The organism is Pontibacter korlensis (assembly GCF_000973725.1).
Lineage (GTDB): Bacteria > Bacteroidota > Bacteroidia > Cytophagales > Hymenobacteraceae > Pontibacter > Pontibacter korlensis.
This window is the reverse complement of record NZ_CP009621.1, coordinates 2,387,653-2,405,304: the sequence shown is the minus strand read 5'-3', so window position 1 is coordinate 2,405,304 and position 17,652 is coordinate 2,387,653. Positions and strand designations below refer to the sequence as shown.

Here is a 17,652-nt window from a genome sequence, read left to right as displayed (position 1 = left end):
ACAGCGGCTTTCCTTTCAAAATTAGATAAAGTATAGGCATTTATGAAGCGAGTTCTAATTTTAAAGTTGCCTATGGTTTGTGCAGGTGTAGTTTGTATCTTTGCCGGTTAATTGTTTTTTACAGAACTTAAAGAAATAGAAGCCCTTGCGGGCTTGCCGGCTTTTGGTGTTGTTTTTGCAAGATGATGCGCCGGCAACCATACAACCATGCAATTTAACTTAGTAGCTACAGACCCGCAGTCCAAAGCCCGAGCCGGTGTGGTGCAAACTGACCACGGAGCGATCGAAACGCCAATTTTCATGCCTGTGGGCACGGCTGGTACTGTGAAGGCAGTGCACCAGCGCGAACTGAAAGAGGATATAAAAGCTGAGATCATCCTCGGCAACACTTACCACTTATACTTGCGCCCAGGCTTAGACATTCTGGAACAGGCAGGCGGCCTTCATAAATTTAACGGCTGGGACAGGCCTATCCTGACCGACAGCGGCGGATATCAGGTTTTCTCACTGGCAGGTACTCGTAAAATCAAGGAAGAAGGTGTCAAGTTTAAGTCGCACATCGACGGCTCTACACTGAATTTTACACCAGAGAACGTGATGGATACGCAGCGCACGATCGGTGCCGACATCATCATGGCTTTTGACGAGTGTACCCCCTACCCTTGCGACTATACTTATGCCAAGCAATCTATGGAGCGTACGCACCGTTGGCTACAGCGCTGCGTGGATCGCTTCGACAGCACAGAACCTAAGTATGGCTATAACCAAACGCTTTTCCCTATTGTGCAGGGCAGCACTTACAAGGATCTGCGCATACAGTCGGCAGAGACAATTGCCAGCTTTGGCCGCGAGGGCAACGCCATTGGCGGCCTTTCAGTAGGTGAGCCGGCCGAAATGATGTATGAGATGACTGAGGTAGTGTGCGACATACTGCCGAAGGACAAGCCGCGTTACCTGATGGGTGTGGGTACACCTGCCAACATACTGGAGAATATTGCACTGGGTGTGGACATGTTCGATTGCGTACTTCCAACCCGCAATGCCCGTAACGGCATGTTGTTCACCACACAGGGCATCGTTAATATTAAAAACAAGAAGTGGGCCGATGACTTTAGCCCGATTGATGCGGAACTGGGTGGCTATGTGAGCACCTTCTATACAAAAGCGTACTTGCGACACCTAATCCACAGCACAGAGTACCTGGCCGGGCAAATCGCCAGCGTGCACAACCTTACTTTCTTCCTGTGGTTGGTAAAGCAGGCCCGCCAGCAAATCCTGAATGGAACTTTCCGCGACTGGAAAGACATGATGGTAAAGAAACTGATGACTAGGCTCTAAGGAGCCAGTCAAAAGTTAAGAGTTTAAAGTTAAAAGTTGGCTTATTATTTTTATACCTGCTTCTAACTGTTATTACATATAGAAACTCTTAACTCATAACTCTAAACTCTAAACTAAAGCGAAGCGTTGAAGCTCCTCGATAAGTACATATTAAAGAAGTTCCTGACCACCTATGTATTCACGGTGTTGATACTGGTGTCCGTTATTCTGGTGATAGATTTCACTGAGAAGAACGACGACTTCATTAAGACCAACCCGAGCGTATCAGAGATCTTGTTCGACTATTACCTGAACCTGATCCCATTCTACGCTAACATGCTCAGCCCTATCACGGTGTTTATTGCCACGGTCTTTGTTACGGCCAAGCTGGCCTCACATACCGAGATTGTGGCTATTCTGAGCAGCGGCATCAGCTTCAGGCGATTTTTGGTACCTTACCTTATCGGCTCCTCTCTAATAGGCGCGACAATCTTCGTGCTGATTGGTTGGGTAATTCCAAATGCCAACAAAGAGAGTGTAGCTTTCCAGGTGAAGTATATCAAGAGTCCTTTCACCTACGATAGCCGCAATATCCACATCAAGATTGGACCGGAGACTTATGTGTACATGGAGAGCTATAACAACTCCGCACACATCGGCTACAATTTTGCCCTCGAAACGATCAACGATACAAACCTGAGCAAAAAACTTAGCGCCAGCAGCATCTCGTGGAATGCAGAGAAAGAAAAGTGGCACATTAACCAGTATACCCTGCGCACTTTCGACGGAGAGAAGGAGACTATTTACAAAGGAGCTAACCTGGATACTACGTTAAATCTCTGGCCAAAAGACTTTGAGAGTACCTATAAGCTGGAGCAAACCCTTACACTGACGCAGCTCAACGATTACATTAACGAGAAGATAGAGCGTGGCGCAGACGATATAGAGACTTACCTCATTGAGAAGTATGAACGTTTCAGTTATCCGTTTGCCATTATCATTCTTACTGTAATTGGAGTAATTGTAAGTGCCCGCAAGGCACGCGGTGGTGTTGGCTTCCAAATAGCCCTAGGGTTTTTCCTAGCATTCATCTTTATAATTTTCGTGATCACCAGCCGAAGTTTAGCGCAGGTTGGCGATATTGCACCGCAAGTCGCTGCCTGGATTCCGACTATCGTATTTACAGGTATAGGCTTTTTATTGTACCGTTACGTACCGCGCTAAATGCCACGTCTTAAAGATTTTATTGAGCTCCACTTTGTGATCTTCCTGTGGGGCTTTACGGCCATACTTGGCAAACTCATCAGCATACCTGCCGTGGAGCTGGTATCGTTGCGCACCCTGATAACGGCTCTTGCTCTCGGGGTAATTATCTACAGGCGTAAGGCACCACTCTGGATAAACCGCACTGTAGCGCTAAAATTAATGGCAGTAGGCTTTGTGATAGCTGCTCACTGGATACTGTTCTTTGCGGCTGCGCGCGTGGCATCAGTATCTATCTGTTTGGTGGGCCTGGCAACCTGCAGCCTCTGGACAGCTTTTCTGGAGCCGCTCTTTAACAAGGGCAAAATCAAGCCGCACGAAATATTCCTGGCTCTTTTGGTGATTATGGGGCTCTACATCATCTTTCAGCATGAAACCAGCTTCGACAGCGTACTAGGTATAAGTATGGCCATAGGCGCCGCTCTACTTGGCTCCATCTTCACCATCATCAATGCTAACCTGGTAAAGAAGATGCCTTCTACTACTATTACCATGTATGAAATGGCGGGTGCCTGCCTTGGCACAGTATTGTTCTTTCCTGTTTATACTTCTTTCTTGGCAGAGGGTGGCAGCCTGAACTTTGGGCTTACCACCATGGATTGGGTTTATCTGCTTGTACTGGCTCTCGCCTGTACTGTATATGCCTATACTGCCTCCGTACGCCTGATGCAGCGCATTTCAGCATACACCATGAACCTTACCGTTAACCTGGAGCCGGTTTATGGTATCATACTCGCCTGGTTCATCTTTAACGAGGCAGAGCAAATGTCATCAGGCTTTTATGTGGGCGCTTCTGTTATCCTGCTCAGCGTGTTTATATACCCTGTGCTGGAGACCCTGGACAAGCGGCGTAAGAAAAGGCTACAGCAAGCCTTTCCAGACGGTGTACTGCCCCGAAAAGACTGATTCATCCGGTCCTTCGCCTTCAAAAAGGCCGTAGATTGCGGAGCCTGAACCTGTCATGGATGCATAGGCGGCTCCGGCCTCATACAGTTCCTGTTTTATTTGTGGCAGCTCCGGGTATTTGGGAAACAGCGCCTCCTCAAAATCATTCTTCAGCACCTCACGCCACACCTTCACATCCTGCTTCAGCAACATCTGCATGGTACAAGTTGGCTGCTTGGGCACAATGCTACCATACGCCTCGGCCGTGGTAATATGCAACTCCGGGTACACTATTACACAAGTATAGCCACTCAGTGATAATTCTACAGGCGTAAATACATCACCTCGTTCTGTCGCTATAACCGGCTTGTTCTGCACAAAAAAGGCACAGTCTGACCCCAATTGGCGGGCATAGTTCTCAAGGCTCTCCGCACTTAAGTCAAGCTCAAACATTTGGTTCAGCAGGCGCAACGTAAAAGCGGCATCCGCAGATCCGCCTCCCAGGCCAGCTCCCATAGGTATTACCTTATGCAGGTGCATGTGCACCGGCGGCAGGTTATAGTCCTTTTGCAGCAGCTTGTAAGCTTTCAGGCACAGGTTCGTCTCTGGATTTCCCGGAACAGGTAGCCCCGTCATGTCAAACCTTTCCTGCTCCGAAGGCAGTATTTCCAAAGCATCGCACCAGCGCACCGGGTAAAAGCACGACTGTAGGTTATGGAAGCCATCAGGGCGTTTTTCAGTGATGTAGAGGCCGAGGTTTATCTTGGCGTTCGGGAAATCAAGCATTGTGGAATAAAGCTGTTTAAGGACTGCAATCTATGAAAATACGCTGAAAAGGTTTGTAAGTACGCGGCTTTCCGAAAATGTAACGTCATTTACTGTGCATACTTGTCAGGAAATCTGTATCTTAAAGAAAAGTAATATAGTGCGGTGCTAATTACGTATAGCCTAAATGCAGCCGTAACCGTAGTTATAGCATCTGTACCCCTAGCTCCTCAGTCGCAGGAGCGCTATCTCACTTAAGCGAATATGAATTACAGGCCAGGACGTATCTTCCTTTCAGTGCCACACATGGGTGGGCATGAGAAGAACTATGCTTTGAAAGCTATAGAAGATAATTGGGTAACAACTGCCGGCCCTAATCTTCCAGGTTTTGAGCACGACATCTGCCAGCACACTAATGCACGTCATGCCGTTGCCCTCAGCTCAGGGACTGCGGCCCTGCACCTTGCCTTACGCTTAGTAGGTGTTCAGCCCGGAGACGAAGTACTCTGCTCCACCTTTACTTTTGTGGCCTCTGCCAACCCTATTTTATACCTGGGAGCACAGCCGGTGTTTATAGAAAGCGAGCCGGACACGTGGAACATGAGCCCTGAGGCTCTGCACGAAGCAATTGCCGACCGCCTGCGCCTGGGTAAACGCCCTGCCGCCATCATGCTGGTACATTTGTATGGCATGCCTGCCAAGTTGAAGGAGATCATAGCCATTGCCGACCAGTATGGTATTCCGGTAGTAGAGGATGCAGCCGAAGCACTTGGCTCCCGTTACAGTGGCCACCAGGTAGGTACTTTTGGTCGCTTGGGTGCTTTTTCGTTCAACGGCAACAAGATCATTACAACCTCGGGAGGCGGTGCGCTTATTTCTGAGGATGAGCAACTGATCGAAAACGCCAGGTTTCTCTCCACTCAGGCTAAAGACCCCGCACCTTTTTATCAGCATTCGCAGATGGGCTACAACTACCGCATGAGCAACATTAGTGCGGGTATAGGCCGAGGGCAGATGGAGGTACTGGAGAAGCGCATAAAGCAGCGTCGTGATATCTTCAACTTTTACAGGCAGCAGTTAGGGCACATCGAGGGACTGGAGTTCCAGGTAGAGCCGAAAGCCTGCTTCTCTAACCGTTGGCTCACCACTGTGCTGCTGCCGGAACCGCACACGCCGGCAAGTATACAAAGCGCACTGGAGGAGGAGAATATCGAAACACGACCGCTGTGGAAGCCTATGCACCTGCAGCCTCTCTTCGAGCACCACCCTTACGTTGGCAACAACCTTAGCGGAAGACTTTTTGAGCGGGGCCTCTGCTTACCGAGCAGCAGCAGCCTAACAGAAGAAGAGCTGGATAAGGTGGTTAAGCACCTGAAGCGGCTACTGGAGGTATAAAACTGATAGTTTATACTTGCTGCAGCATTGAAAAGGCTTTGGGGTTTAGGCCAGTCCATTTTTTAAAAGCTTTTCGGAAAGCACTGCAATCGTTGTAGCCCAGCATGAACGAGATTTCAGATATGTTGTATTGCTTTGCCTTCATGAGCTGCTGGGCAACCTGTTTCTTTACCTCCTCTACTTCCTGATGAAAACTCGTTCCCTCCAGGCTGAGCCTGCGCTGCAGGGAGCGCACAGACATACACAAGCTATCAGCTATCAACTCAATAGAACATGCAGTATGTTCTCCTAGCCGTTTCTGTACTTCTCGTTTAACTAATGATCTAAAGTTGCCCCCTAGCGTGCTGCATAACAGTTCGTCCTGTAGCATCTGTTTGAACTTGTTATACAGAACTGTACAGGATCCTGCTATCGAAAGCTTCATGGCTTGGGGCGCAAAGTATAGCTTACTAGTGGTGGCATTAAACTTTACAGGTGCTTTGAAGAGAAGCTCATATGTCGACGACTCTTTTGGCTGGATAAAAGCTATTTCCACCTTTTTTGGCGCTATAGGTTGTTTTACCAGGTTAGAGGCAATATGCAAGGCAGCTGCCATATTAAACTCCACACATTGCCGGCATGAATACGGATATTCTTCCTTCCAACCCGGTACAGGTATCAATTCTAATGTAGTAGCGTCTGGCTCCTGCTGCAGTTTAAACTCAACGGCGTTAGAAAAGCAGATATAGTATTGGCAAAGGTTTGCCATAGCGGCTTGTAAATTTGGGCTGACCTGCACAAGGTGCCCTACCAGCCCCCAGACTGATTCGCTGGCTTTCGAACCACAAAGTAACCCCACATGCTCCTGCCCTACTTGCTGCCGCAGAGCTGAAAACACCCGCTCCACTACATCCAAACGCACCTGCATACTGGGTGTATCCAACTCTTCAATAGGTAAGTTTATCTTCTTGCAAAACTTACCTGTTGCTTCCTCATCTCTGCAGACACTGTAGATCACATCTTTCACCAAGCCTATGTATTCTGTCGGAAACTCCATCTGGCACATAATTCCTCTTTTTTCTCACAAAATAACTCAAGCAAGAGCCTGTCTATCACCTACTTTTGCCAATCTCAATTTATCTATTTGGTCACTTTATAATCCTATTGTTAGCTATGAAAAAACTTATTCTTACCACTTTTTCCTTCTGTTTGCTGCTGTTTGCAGGCTGTAACCCAGACGACGATGAATTTAACCTGACCAGTGTCCGCTATGGAGAGCGTGTTAGCTTAGGCCAGGGTTATGCACAAAGTTATGTAGAAATGACTGGCACACGCCTTACAGGCCTAGGCATTGCTGTCTCTGAATCGGCCATGAATTCGCTGCCCGATGAGATGCAGGTGCTTATTTTGCCCTTACCCGAGCTAACACCAAACATGCCTACGAAGCTCGTGATGGTAGATTATTATCCTGCAGGACATGAGCCTGACGGGATATATGATGTACCTCATTTCGACTTCCATTTCTATACCATTACGAACCAGGAACGTATGGCTATACTTCCGGAGAATGAGGAAGAACTAAATAACTTTCCGGATCCTGCCTTTTTACCCGAAGATTATGTACAGGCTGGCGCTGTACCTTTTATGGGAATGCACTGGGTAGACAGTACCAGCCCAGAGTTGAATGGAGAACCTTTTACTCATACCTACATCTACGGCTCTTATAACGGCAGAATAATATTTCAGGAGCCTATGGTAGCAACCTCTTTCTTTACTGAAGGAGTGGATGTAACTGCACCTATCAAGCAGCCACAGCGCTGGGATCCATCTGGTTTATACCCTACCTCTTACAGCGTTTACCACGACACCAGAAACGACTTGTATAAAATCGAGTTAAATGAATTCCGGCAGCGGTAATACTTCTAACGATACCGGTAAAACAGCAGAGGCTCCAGATATCTGGAGCCTCTGCTGTTTTACCGGTTTATACTTCTGCTAAAGCGGTTTCAAGTTCAGCTATCAGCTCCTCCGGCTCTTCTATACCTACTGAAAAACGAATTACTCCTGCTGTAATTCCCATTTTCTGTTGCTGCTCCGAAGTTAATGAGCGGTGCGAGGTACCCAAGGGGTAAGAGATAGAGGTACTTACGCCCGCAAGCGAAGGAGTAAAAGGTATGCCAGACAAAGCACGCATAAAGCGGTTTACAGCCTCTGTTTCATCTACTATTTTAAAGCTGAGCATTCCTCCGAACATTCCCTGCCCCTGCTGCTTAGCCAGCTCATACTGAGGGTGCTCTGCTAACCCAGGGTACCATACTTTTTCTACCTTTGGATGCTGCTTCAGATAATTGGCTATTTCAAGCGCGGTATTACAATGCTGCTTCATACGAAGGCGCAGTGTTTTTAGCCCTCGCGCGGCTAACCAGCCTTCAAACGGGCTTAGGTTTAACCCATACACCATCATTACCTTCTGTACCCGCTGCAGGTCCTCCTGCTCTTTGCATACAACTACACCAGCTGTTACATCGCTGTGTCCCGAGAGGTACTTTGTTACACTATGAATAGCTATATCAGCACCCAGGTCGAGTGGCTTAGTAAGTATAGGTGTAGCAAAGGTGTTGTCGATTGCCAGCTTTATGCCATGCCTCTGTGTTTCCTGTGCCAGCCTTGCCACGTCCAGCACCTGCAACAGCGGGTTGCTCATTGTTTCTGCCAGCAACAGGCGTGTATTTGGTTGTATGTAGTTGTCTAAAATATAAGTATCGGCTGTGGGCACAAAGGATACTTCAATGCCAACCCGGATTAACTCCTGAGACAGCAGTGCCGAAGAACCTCCATAGATCTCCTCTGCATATAGCACATGGTCTCCTGCCTTACAAACAGCTAGTACAGCCGCCAGTATTGCCGACATGCCCGATGAGGTTGCTACTCCCCCAGCACCTCCTTCCAACTTGTTCACCTCCTTTGCCAGCTCATCTGTATTTGGGTTGCCATAGCGAGTGTACATGTAGCTCTGCCCCGGCTGCTCAAAGTATGACTCCAGCGCATTCAGGTCCTCAAAGGCGAAAACAGAAGTCTGGTAAATAGGGGTAGTTTTAGGGTGGATGTGTGGCATGCTGTGTAAGTGTAAGTATGGTTAAAAGTAAGGAGGAATTCTTATATTGTAAAGGAGGAGCGGGTAGTGTAGGTTTATATTTCTTTCATACAGCCCCAAATTAAAAGCACTTAAGATACAGTGCAGATAAAAGGAATAAAGCTCCTGTTACACATTAGTTGAGCTTAATAGGAATGATAAAAGAGAAAGTGAGAATAGAATCTGGCGAGCATAGTAGTCTTATAGTAACGCTTAAAAGAGAAGCGAACTACCTGATTCTATTTCTTACTGGGGCTTGGTCGCTTGTTTGGGCTGGCATCACATTGACAATACTTTATGGCTTAGCTACCAATCCTGAAAAAATAGACGGTGAGCTAATCATTTTCACAACTCTCATACTACTGGCAGGAGTGTTTGTGATCAAATACTTCCTGTGGCACCTAAATGGAAAAGAAAGAATTGAGTTGAATGCTCAGGAACTGACAATTCAAAAGCTCGGCACAATCCTGACTTCTAAAAGAAAGTATGAATCAAGCCAAGTAGACAATTTTAGAGTGGTGACAAAACAAACGTCCCCTTTGGTATTCAGAATGTATGGGATTACTGGTGAACAAATACAGTTTGGATACTACGGAAATAACAAAGTCTTCGGGCAGACTCTAAGCAAACAGGAAGCAGAGAACTTAGTCAATGTTCTGAATGACAACCCACCTAGCTCAACAAGAGCTAAAAAGAACCAAGGCTCATTTTAGCCAAGCCCGTTACCAATCTTCTCATCTGTTCAAAAACAACAAGGCCTCCTACTCATTAAGAACAGGAGGCCTTGCTTTATACTTTGGTACCGGCTGTTACTCAGTTACAGACTCAGCTAGTACAATAATCTTGTTGTTGAGCACTTCTACCACACCACCGTCCACGGTAAAGAACTCCTGTCCTTTGTTGGTAGTGATACGGATGCTTCCTTTGTCAAGGGTGCTGATGAGCGGGGCGTGTGAGTCCAGCACCTCGAAAGAGCCATTAGCTCCCGGGAACTGAGCAGCCTCTACCTCACCGGCATAAACCTTTTTGTCAGGTGTGATTATCTCTAAATACATTCTTTTTAGTTAAGAGTTAAGAGTTAAAAGTTTAAAGTCAAAGTATGGGCTTAACCACTCTTAACTCTAAACTCTTAACTCTAAACTAATTTAAATCTATTTTGCTTCGGCTAGCATTTTCTCACCTTTAGCCACAGCATCCTCAATGGTACCAACCAAGTTGAAAGCTGACTCAGGCAGGTGGTCATACTTACCGTCCATGATCTCGTTAAAGCCTTTGATGGTGTCTTTGATATCTACCAGTACACCTTTCAGGCCTGTAAACTGCTCTGCCACGTGGAAAGGCTGAGACAAGAAACGCTGCACACGACGCGCTCTGTGTACAACCAGTTTATCCTCGTCAGAAAGTTCGTCCATACCAAGGATGGCAATAATATCCTGAAGCTCTTTGTAGCGCTGCAGAATCTCTTTCACGCGCTGTGCAGTGTTGTAGTGGTCTTCACCTACTACGTCTGGCGTCAGGATACGCGAAGTAGAGTCCAGAGGGTCTACCGCTGGGTAGATGCCAAGCTCGGAAATTTTACGAGAAAGTACTGTAGTTGCGTCCAAGTGAGCGAAAGTTGTCGCTGGAGCAGGGTCAGTTAAGTCGTCGGCAGGTACGTAAACGGCCTGTACCGAAGTAATGGAACCACGCTTAGTAGACGTAATACGCTCCTGCATGGCACCCATTTCAGTTGCCAGTGTTGGCTGGTAACCTACCGCAGATGGCATACGGCCAAGAAGGGCTGATACCTCAGAACCCGCCTGTGTGAAGCGGAAGATGTTATCTACGAAGAACAGGATGTCACGACCAGCGTCGCTTGAGCCAGGCTCACCATCGCGGTAGTACTCCGCCATAGTAAGACCAGAAAGAGCAACACGTGCACGCGCCCCAGGAGGCTCGTTCATCTGACCGAACACGAAGGTAGCTTTAGACTCCTTCAGTTCTTCCTGGTCAACTTTAGAAAGATCCCAGCCACCGTGCTCAAGAGACTCTAAGAACTCTTTTCCGTAACGCACGATACCAGCCTCGATCATCTCACGCAGAAGGTCGTTACCCTCACGTGTACGCTCACCTACACCGGCAAATACAGAAAGACCACCGTGTGCTTTCGCGATGTTGTTGATCAGCTCCTGGATCAATACTGTTTTACCTACACCGGCACCACCGAACAAACCGATTTTACCACCTTTTGCATAAGGCTCGATAAGGTCGATTACTTTGATACCTGTATAAAGTACTTCAGAAGAAGTAGCAAGGTCCTCGAAACGAGGAGCAGGTCTGTGGATTGGCAGACCACCTGTGCTTTGAGGCTGTGGAATACCGTCAATGGCTTCGCCAATTACGTTGAAAAGACGGCCTTTGATGCCTTCGCCTGTCGGCATTTTGATTGGGCCACCCAGGTCAACAACTTCAGCGCCACGAGTAAGACCTTCGGTAGAGTCCATCGCAATGGTACGTACGCGGTCTTCCCCAAGGTGATTCTGCACTTCCAGCACAATTACCTGGCCGTTGTCCTTCGTCACTTGTAGGGCATCCAAAATATTTGGTAGCTTAGAGTTTTCACCCACAAAGCTAACGTCCACAACCGGACCGATAACCTGGGTTATTCTGCCAATATTCGCCATTTGACTTTTTATAATTATTAACTATTATAACGGAGTTATTTCAGGGTGCAAAACTAATGGATTAATCTCTTATATCCATGCCAGGATTTAAAAAGTTTTGCGCCACTGAATTAAGTAGGCAAAAGGTCGTGCTAAGGACCCGATCAGCATTCACCAACCCTTTATATTTATTTGAGTAGATGCAGATACACTATAATAGTAATGTGTGCACTGCAGTAAACTATATAAAGGCTGGCTGCCTCAGGAAGAGCTTTGTTATACTCCCTTCACAAGGACGCTATACCTGAAGTATGATTTGCTGTTAAGATTCACTACAGCACATTTGGCAAAGCTTAGCTGCGCAACGTTTAACGAGTCAAGAAGGCTACAGTTATATCTATAACTGTTTCAGTAGTTCTATCTGCTCATCGTTGAGCAGGATATAGCGGTTATTGAAAGGGTTGGCGTAGAACTTCTCTGCAATGATATACTCGCCTGTTTTCAGCTTATGTATATTATAGCTAAACAAACTGTTGGAGCGTTCTATCACCAACTCGGTTGTACTCAGGTCCAGTTCACGTCCGCACGTAGTTGTAATAAGGTCAGGGTTAACAGTAGTCATAAGCTGAAGCATAGTAAGTTAAGCTATTGCCGACTTCTTTACGCATAAAACACGTAGGGGTGTCAGTTTATACACAGAAAAAAGCAGATATTTATTACAGCTATACTTGGTACAAGTCAGGTCCATTTTAGTACAATACTCCACCTGCTGCACCAGCTCCTGGTTTACTTTCTACCAAAATCCCATTCATGCTTTCTCCTGCTTCACTCTTTTATTAATTATGCGTAGTAACTGCAACTAAGTATCAAGAGACAGGATTGACCATACACCTATTGTATAAGTATAGCTAGGCGGACGGCAAACAACCACCGGTACCTGTCATACCAAAAAGAGGAACTTCGACAGCAAGACAAGTAAGATTTTAAGGGAAGGCATATTTTTTTTGCGGAATTCAGAGCCGCATCAGCAGTACCTGTAGCTCCCGCGAAGCTGGCTTTATTCTGAAAAATCTCTTTAAAATAAAACTATGATTTTCATTAAATTAAGCCATTTTAAACCCCATAATCGCCATTCTTTTGAGGAGCATTTCTAGGGCAAAAAGTACGACAATGATGCCCTGAAGCAGATTTTAGACGAAAAAAAATCGATTTTTTTTGAGCCAATTGTTTGCAGTTTAAAATCGTCTCTCTATCTTTGCATCACCAAACGATAACAGAACAACAATTCTAGAGTCAAGTAGGGAGATTGTCCGATGGTGTAACTGGCAACACGTCTGATTTTGGTTCAGAAGAGTCCAGGTTCGAGCCCTGGTCGGACAACTTTAAAAGAACAACACTCACAAGGGTGTTGTTCTTTTTTTTGCTTATACAGCAGGTGTAAGTATTTAAAAATCAGAAATATTTGATGTCTGCCATCAGGAATTTTGGTAGCTTTGCGGGCATAATCAACTAAACCCAAACAACCGTTATTTAGTTTTTAGCACCGTTATGCCACAAGTTAAAATCTTCTCTGGTTCAGAATCCCGTTACCTGGCTGAGAAAATAGCCGCTGCCTATGGCACCAAGCTCGGCGACCTTACTATCTCCCGCTTTAGCGATGGCGAGATAGGTGTACATTACAACGAGTCAGTTCGTGGCGCAGAGGTGTTCATCGTACTTTCTACGTTTCCGCCAGCTGATAACCTGATGGAGCTAATGCTGCTGGTGGATGCCGCCAAGCGAGCCTCAGCTCACAAGGTAATCGTGGTGATGCCATACTATGGCTACGCCCGCCAGGATAGAAAAGATAAGCCGCGTGTTGCAATAGGCTCTAAAGTAGTAGCTAATGCTATACAGTCGGTAGGTGCAGATCGCCTCATGACTTGCGACCTGCACGCTGGCCAGATCCAGGGCTTCTTCGACATTCCTGTGGATCACCTGGATGGTTCTGCCATCTTTGTGCCTTACCTGCGCAGCCTAAACCTGGGCGAAGACCTTATCTTTGCATCGCCTGACGTAGGTGGTGTGGTAAGAACAAGAGCCTTTGCAAAGAACTTTGGCGCCGAAATGGTTGTTTGCGACAAACACCGTAAGCGTGCTAACGAGATTGCCTCTATGCAGGTGATCGGTGATGTAGAAGGAATGGATGTAGTACTGGTAGACGACATGGTTGACACAGCCGGTACTATTACCAAAGCAGCCGAGCTGCTTAAAGATAAAGGAGCGAAAACAGTTCGTGCCATTGCAACGCACCCGGTGCTGTCAGGCCCTGCCTATGACCGCATCCAGAGCTCAGTACTGGAGGAGCTTGTTGTATCAGACACTATTCCGCTGAAGCAGGAGAGTTCTAAGATCAAGGTACTGTCTTTTGCAGACCTGTTCGCCAGAGCAATCAACAACGTGGTAACACACGAGTCGATCAGCTCACTATTTATTTAATTAGGCTATACTTTTGTAGCAATATATTTTAACAAAACATTTTTATGAAAACGTTAGAGATTATAGGGTTTAAAAGAGCAAATCTCGGCAAGCAGCAGTCGAAAGAACTGCGTAATGAGTCTTTTGTACCAGGCGTACTTTACGGTGGCCAGGAGCAGGTTCATTTCTATGCTCCAGCTATCCTGTTCCGTGACCTGATCTACACGCCAGAGGTACACGAGGTAGACCTGAACATTGAAGGTACTCACTACCGTGCTATCCTTCAGGATTCTCAGTTCCACCCCGTAAACGAAATGCTGCTGCACGTTGACTTCCTGGAGCTGCAGGACGATAAGCAAGTTAAGATTGATGTTCCGGTTAAGTTTGTTGGCAACTCTCCTGGTGTAATGGCCGGTGGTAAGCTGGTAACTAAACTGCGTAGCATCAAAATCAAAGCGCTTCCTGCTAACCTGCCGGACTTCGTAGAGGTAAACATCTCTGATCTGGAACTTGGTAAGTCTATCAAAGTTTCTAAAATCCAGCCGGATAACTACGAAATCCTGACAAACCCAAGCGCTCCAATCGCTACAGTAACCATTCCGCGTGCCCTTAAGAGTGCACAGGCTGAAGAAGCTCGTGGCAAAAAGTAATTTTTTGAGCCACAGCTCAGAATATTCTCAAAGTCCTGTCCTGCTCCGTGCGGGGCAGGATTTTTTGTTTTGGCTGGATAGTTAAATGGTTATCTTGCTGCTTAGCCGAACCATTTCCACGGCAGTAACAGTTAAAACCATCTAGCAATTGAGCCATTCACCTATTCAAAGTATAAAAAAGTGGTTAGGCTTGTCTGCTGATGCAACAGCAACAGCAACAGCCACAACCGAAGATACAAGTATGAAATACCTGATCGTGGGCCTGGGAAATATTGGTCCTGAGTATGCTGAAACACGCCATAACATTGGCTTTATGGTGCTGGACTACCTGGCAAACAAGTTTGACAGCAAGTTTGACACAGGCCGCCATGCCTTTGTTACTGAGATCAAGTCCAAGGGCCGTACTTTTGTACTGGTAAAGCCAACTACCTACATGAACTTAAGCGGTAAGGCAGTTGGCCACTACCTCAACAGCCTAAAATTGCCACCAGAGCAGATGATGGTGATTACCGATGATATTGCCATCCCTTTTGGCAAACTACGCATTCGTGCCAAAGGCAGCCCGGGCGGGCACAACGGCCTGAAGCACATCGAGCAAACATTAGGGCATAATAACTATCCGCGCTTGCGCTTTGGCGTTGGCGACAATTATAACAAGGGCAAGCAGGTGGATTATGTGCTCAGCAAGTTCAGCGAAGAGGAACAGCCGGAGCTGCAAACCTTGATTGAAAAGTCCGCTGATTCTGTTATAGCGTTTGGCACTGTTGGCCTGGAGCGCACCATGAACCAGTACAATACCAAGTAACCCAAGTTGCGAGCTAGTCGATGACTTGCGCTAGGGTATAGGCGAAGATAAAGAGAATGAGTTTGAGGATGAAACCTTCGGCTGTGACGGCATGGATCTTCTTGGGGAAGAAGCCGGTAATGCCGGAGAAGGTGGTTTCGATGCGCTTGCGGTAGTAGCCCTTGAGAAAGGCCATGCAGGGTTCATCCTTTCGCTTGCTGTTAGCCTTGCGGCAGCAGCGAAGCTCCACCTGCTCGCATTCTCTGAGCAGGTCCTCCACCTCATAGCAGGTGTAGGCGGCGTCGGCGTAAAGCTGGCTGTCCTGGGGCAGGGCTACTTCCATGGCCTTGAAGGCAGTGATGTCGACAAAAGAGCCGGCTCAGGATGTAGAACTGCACCGGCACTCCGTCCGAGGTGGTGATGACCTGAACGCGGAAGCCGTAGAAGTAGCGCCGCTTGCTCTGGCACTTGCCCCGATAGGCCTTTCCCTGAAGCAGGTGGCAGAAAGGGATGCGGATGTTGTCGCACACGGCCACCGGGAAAGAGTCGATCAGGTAAGCTGAGGAAGTGTTGAGCTCCTTGATGCTCTGGCCCAAGGCAGCAAACAGAGCCAGCAACTGGGCTGCAGGCTGTGCAGGCGGCGGGTAAAGCCGGATTTGTCGATGAGCCTCACCCCGTGATGGGCTTGCATGTATGAGTAGGCCGAGCACAGGTTGCCGTGGAAGTAGCGGGCGGCTAAGAGAGCCGTGGTGAGCAGCTCGGCATCATTTATTTTGCAATGAGCGTCATCTTTTCTGCCAACAGCATGGAAGAAATCATCGATAAAGCAGTAAATTGTAATGGTCTGTTCTGTCATGGCTGTTACGGTTTAAGAGTCTTTGCAAACTTTAAAACGTACTCTAGCCACTGGCAGAACAGATTTTTTTGTTTTACACCGCGTGCACTATCACGCAACTTGAGTTAAGTAACAAGGCAGAAACTCCTGCTTAACTTTCCTGAAGCCCCTCCCAGACCATATTTGTGAGGGGCTTTTACTTTCCTGTAAGCAGCTGTAGAAATATCCTGCCGAAACCATACATTTGCCCTTATGCTACGCCATTGCCAACCGCTATGAAAAAGATAGTTCTGCTCTACCGCAACGCTTTTGGAGGCCTCTCCCGCCCTGCCTGGATGATGTCTCTGGTTATGCTCATAAACCGCAGCGGTGCTATGGTTACGCCTTTCCTGAGTGTATACCTGACAGAGGTGCTTGATTATAGCTTAAAAGAAGCGGGCATAGTACTCAGCATGTATGGCTTGGGCTCAGTGTGCGGTTCCTTTTTGGGCGGGTGGCTGACAGATAAAGTAGGCCACTTTAAAGTGCAGTTCCTAAGCCTGACAGTAGGTGGCAGTTTATACTTTGTGCTGCTAAGCCTACGCCAGTTCGAGGCATTGATGGCCGGCGTATTTATACTAAGCCTGGTTAACGATACCTTGCGGCCTGCCAACTCCTCCTCTATTGCCTCCTATGCTCGCCCCGAAAACGTGACAAGGGCTTTCTCCCTGAACCGTATGGCCATCAACCTGGGGTTTTCCATTGGCCCTGCATTGGGTGGTTTGCTAGCAGCCATTTCGTACCGCTGGTTGTTTATAGCTGATGGACTTACCTGTATTTTGGCGGGCCTGTTCTTCTTCTTTTACTTCCGGAACCTGCAAGGGCAGCCGCCGCAGCAAACAGTTAATGCCATAGAGCCAAAAGCCAATGCTCGCTCACCTTACAGCGATGGCTATTTTGTGCTCTTTGCCATACTTTGCTGCTGCTTTGCCACCATATTCTTTCAGCTACTCTCTACGCTACCCCTCTACTACAGGCAGGTTTATACTTTATCAGAAAATAAGATCGGTCTGCTGCTGGGGCTAAACGGGCTCATTGTGTTCTTGTTGGAAATGATTCTTGTTTACCTGATAGGAGATCGCGTACGCAAGTCGTGGCTGATTGCAGGGGGCGTACTGGTGCTGGGCCTGTCTTTTGTACTGCTTAACCTGACACAGCACTTGGCTATACTTGTAGTGGCAATGCTGTTGCTGAGCGTGGCTGAGATTTTGGCTATGCCCTTTATGGCAACCATAACAGTGGAGCGCTCCGGCTTAGCCAATAGGGGTTCTTATATGGGCCTTTATACTATATCCTATGCTGCTGCCCACGTGGTGGCTCCGTACCTTGGCACTACACTTGCCGCAACTTACGGCTTTGCCACTTTGTGGTGGTGTACAGGAGCTTTATCTGTGGTAACAGCCGTTGGTTTATACTTTGTAGTACAGCACATCGAAAAAGAACGAGTAAGAAAACGGAACCTACCTACTCCTGGAGCCGAGACGATGGCAGTGGCCCAGTAACGCTTA

16 protein-coding genes, 1 tRNA gene and 1 pseudogene are annotated in these 17,652 nt (G+C 47.3%); 11 read left to right on the top strand and 7 right to left on the bottom strand.

Translation table 11 applies throughout. The features are described from left to right. The first annotated feature begins 207 nt into the window (after positions 1-207). The 3 genes from tgt (at position 208) to PKOR_RS10480 (ending at position 3,486) form a co-directional block, all read left to right on the top strand. The gene (gene tgt / locus PKOR_RS10490) at positions 208-1,338 is read left to right on the top strand and encodes a tRNA guanosine(34) transglycosylase Tgt (protein WP_046310625.1); all 1,131 of its coding nucleotides are present in this window, start codon (positions 208-210) and stop codon (positions 1,336-1,338) included. A gap of 126 nt (positions 1,339-1,464) precedes the next feature. Next, positions 1,465-2,541 carry an LptF/LptG family permease gene (locus tag PKOR_RS10485; protein ID WP_046310624.1) on the top strand — a complete coding sequence of 359 codons (1,077 nt, stop codon included), beginning with the start codon at positions 1,465-1,467 and terminating at the stop codon, positions 2,539-2,541. Further along, positions 2,542-3,486 (top strand): DMT family transporter, encoded by a 945-nt coding sequence (locus PKOR_RS10480; protein ID WP_046310623.1) that lies wholly within the window; start codon positions 2,542-2,544, stop codon positions 3,484-3,486. On the opposite strand, the gene ispE is transcribed toward PKOR_RS10480, so the two are convergent. Then, a complete protein-coding gene (gene ispE / locus PKOR_RS10475; protein WP_046310622.1) occupies positions 3,442-4,251 on the bottom strand; it encodes a 4-(cytidine 5'-diphospho)-2-C-methyl-D-erythritol kinase in 810 nt (269 codons plus the stop codon). The genes PKOR_RS10480 and ispE overlap by 45 nt on opposite strands. Positions 4,252-4,494: 243 nt before the next feature. Between ispE and PKOR_RS10470 the strand changes: the two genes are divergently transcribed. Further along, positions 4,495-5,625: an aminotransferase class I/II-fold pyridoxal phosphate-dependent enzyme gene (locus PKOR_RS10470; RefSeq protein ID WP_046310620.1), complete on the top strand. Its 1,131-nt coding sequence runs from the start codon at positions 4,495-4,497 to the stop codon at positions 5,623-5,625. Between the two features lie 10 nt (positions 5,626-5,635). Here PKOR_RS10470 and PKOR_RS10465 read toward each other — a convergent pair whose 3' ends face one another. Further along, positions 5,636-6,670 (bottom strand): AraC family transcriptional regulator, encoded by a 1,035-nt coding sequence (locus PKOR_RS10465; protein ID WP_084694759.1) that lies wholly within the window; start codon positions 6,668-6,670, stop codon positions 5,636-5,638. A gap of 107 nt (positions 6,671-6,777) precedes the next feature. Here PKOR_RS10465 and PKOR_RS23455 point away from each other — a divergent pair, with 107 nt between their 5' ends. After that, positions 6,778-7,521 carry a hypothetical protein gene (locus PKOR_RS23455; RefSeq protein ID WP_052738805.1) on the top strand — a complete coding sequence of 248 codons (744 nt, stop codon included), beginning with the start codon at positions 6,778-6,780 and terminating at the stop codon, positions 7,519-7,521. 67 nt (positions 7,522-7,588) lie between these two features. Here the strand turns inward: PKOR_RS23455 and PKOR_RS10455 are convergent, their stop codons facing one another. Continuing rightward, positions 7,589-8,719, bottom strand: a complete 1,131-nt coding sequence (locus tag PKOR_RS10455; RefSeq protein ID WP_046310616.1) for a trans-sulfuration enzyme family protein — start codon at positions 8,717-8,719, stop codon at positions 7,589-7,591. A gap of 173 nt (positions 8,720-8,892) precedes the next feature. Here PKOR_RS10455 and PKOR_RS10450 point away from each other — a divergent pair, with 173 nt between their 5' ends. Further along, complete coding sequence (locus PKOR_RS10450; protein ID WP_046310614.1) at positions 8,893-9,450, top strand: hypothetical protein; 558 nt, start codon at positions 8,893-8,895, stop codon at positions 9,448-9,450. Positions 9,451-9,546: 96 nt separating this feature from the next. On the opposite strand, the gene atpC is transcribed toward PKOR_RS10450, so the two are convergent. The 3 genes from atpC to PKOR_RS10435 all read right to left on the bottom strand — a co-directional run bounded on the left by atpC (position 9,547) and on the right by PKOR_RS10435 (position 12,001). Then, positions 9,547-9,792 carry an ATP synthase F1 subunit epsilon gene (gene atpC / locus PKOR_RS10445; RefSeq protein WP_046310612.1) on the bottom strand — a complete coding sequence of 82 codons (246 nt, stop codon included), beginning with the start codon at positions 9,790-9,792 and terminating at the stop codon, positions 9,547-9,549. Between the two features lie 96 nt (positions 9,793-9,888). Then, complete coding sequence (atpD, locus tag PKOR_RS10440) at positions 9,889-11,400, bottom strand: F0F1 ATP synthase subunit beta (protein WP_046310610.1); 1,512 nt, start codon at positions 11,398-11,400, stop codon at positions 9,889-9,891. A gap of 376 nt (positions 11,401-11,776) precedes the next feature. Next, complete coding sequence (locus PKOR_RS10435; RefSeq protein ID WP_148561665.1) at positions 11,777-12,001, bottom strand: hypothetical protein; 225 nt, start codon at positions 11,999-12,001, stop codon at positions 11,777-11,779. A 685-nt stretch (positions 12,002-12,686) separates the two neighbouring features. Here PKOR_RS10435 and PKOR_RS10430 point away from each other — a divergent pair. From PKOR_RS10430 to pth, 4 genes are all read left to right on the top strand, one after another. Continuing rightward, positions 12,687-12,759: transfer RNA gene (locus PKOR_RS10430), tRNA-Gln, on the top strand. 168 nt (positions 12,760-12,927) lie between these two features. After that, positions 12,928-13,857, top strand: coding sequence for a ribose-phosphate pyrophosphokinase (locus PKOR_RS10425; RefSeq protein WP_046310605.1), 930 nt, complete (start codon positions 12,928-12,930; stop codon positions 13,855-13,857). Between the two features lie 44 nt (positions 13,858-13,901). Next, positions 13,902-14,486: a 50S ribosomal protein L25/general stress protein Ctc gene (locus PKOR_RS10420; RefSeq protein ID WP_046310601.1), complete on the top strand. Its 585-nt coding sequence runs from the start codon at positions 13,902-13,904 to the stop codon at positions 14,484-14,486. 241 nt (positions 14,487-14,727) lie between these two features. After that, positions 14,728-15,291 (top strand): aminoacyl-tRNA hydrolase, encoded by a 564-nt coding sequence (pth, locus tag PKOR_RS10415; protein ID WP_046314360.1) that lies wholly within the window; start codon positions 14,728-14,730, stop codon positions 15,289-15,291. A 13-nt stretch (positions 15,292-15,304) separates the two neighbouring features. Here pth and PKOR_RS26085 read toward each other — a convergent pair. Continuing rightward, positions 15,305-16,126, bottom strand: a pseudogene (locus PKOR_RS26085) (IS982 family transposase). Between the two features lie 254 nt (positions 16,127-16,380). Here PKOR_RS26085 and PKOR_RS10405 point away from each other — a divergent pair. Further along, positions 16,381-17,646, top strand: coding sequence for an MFS transporter (locus tag PKOR_RS10405; RefSeq protein ID WP_046310599.1), 1,266 nt, complete (start codon positions 16,381-16,383; stop codon positions 17,644-17,646). Positions 17,647-17,652 lie beyond the last annotated feature (6 nt).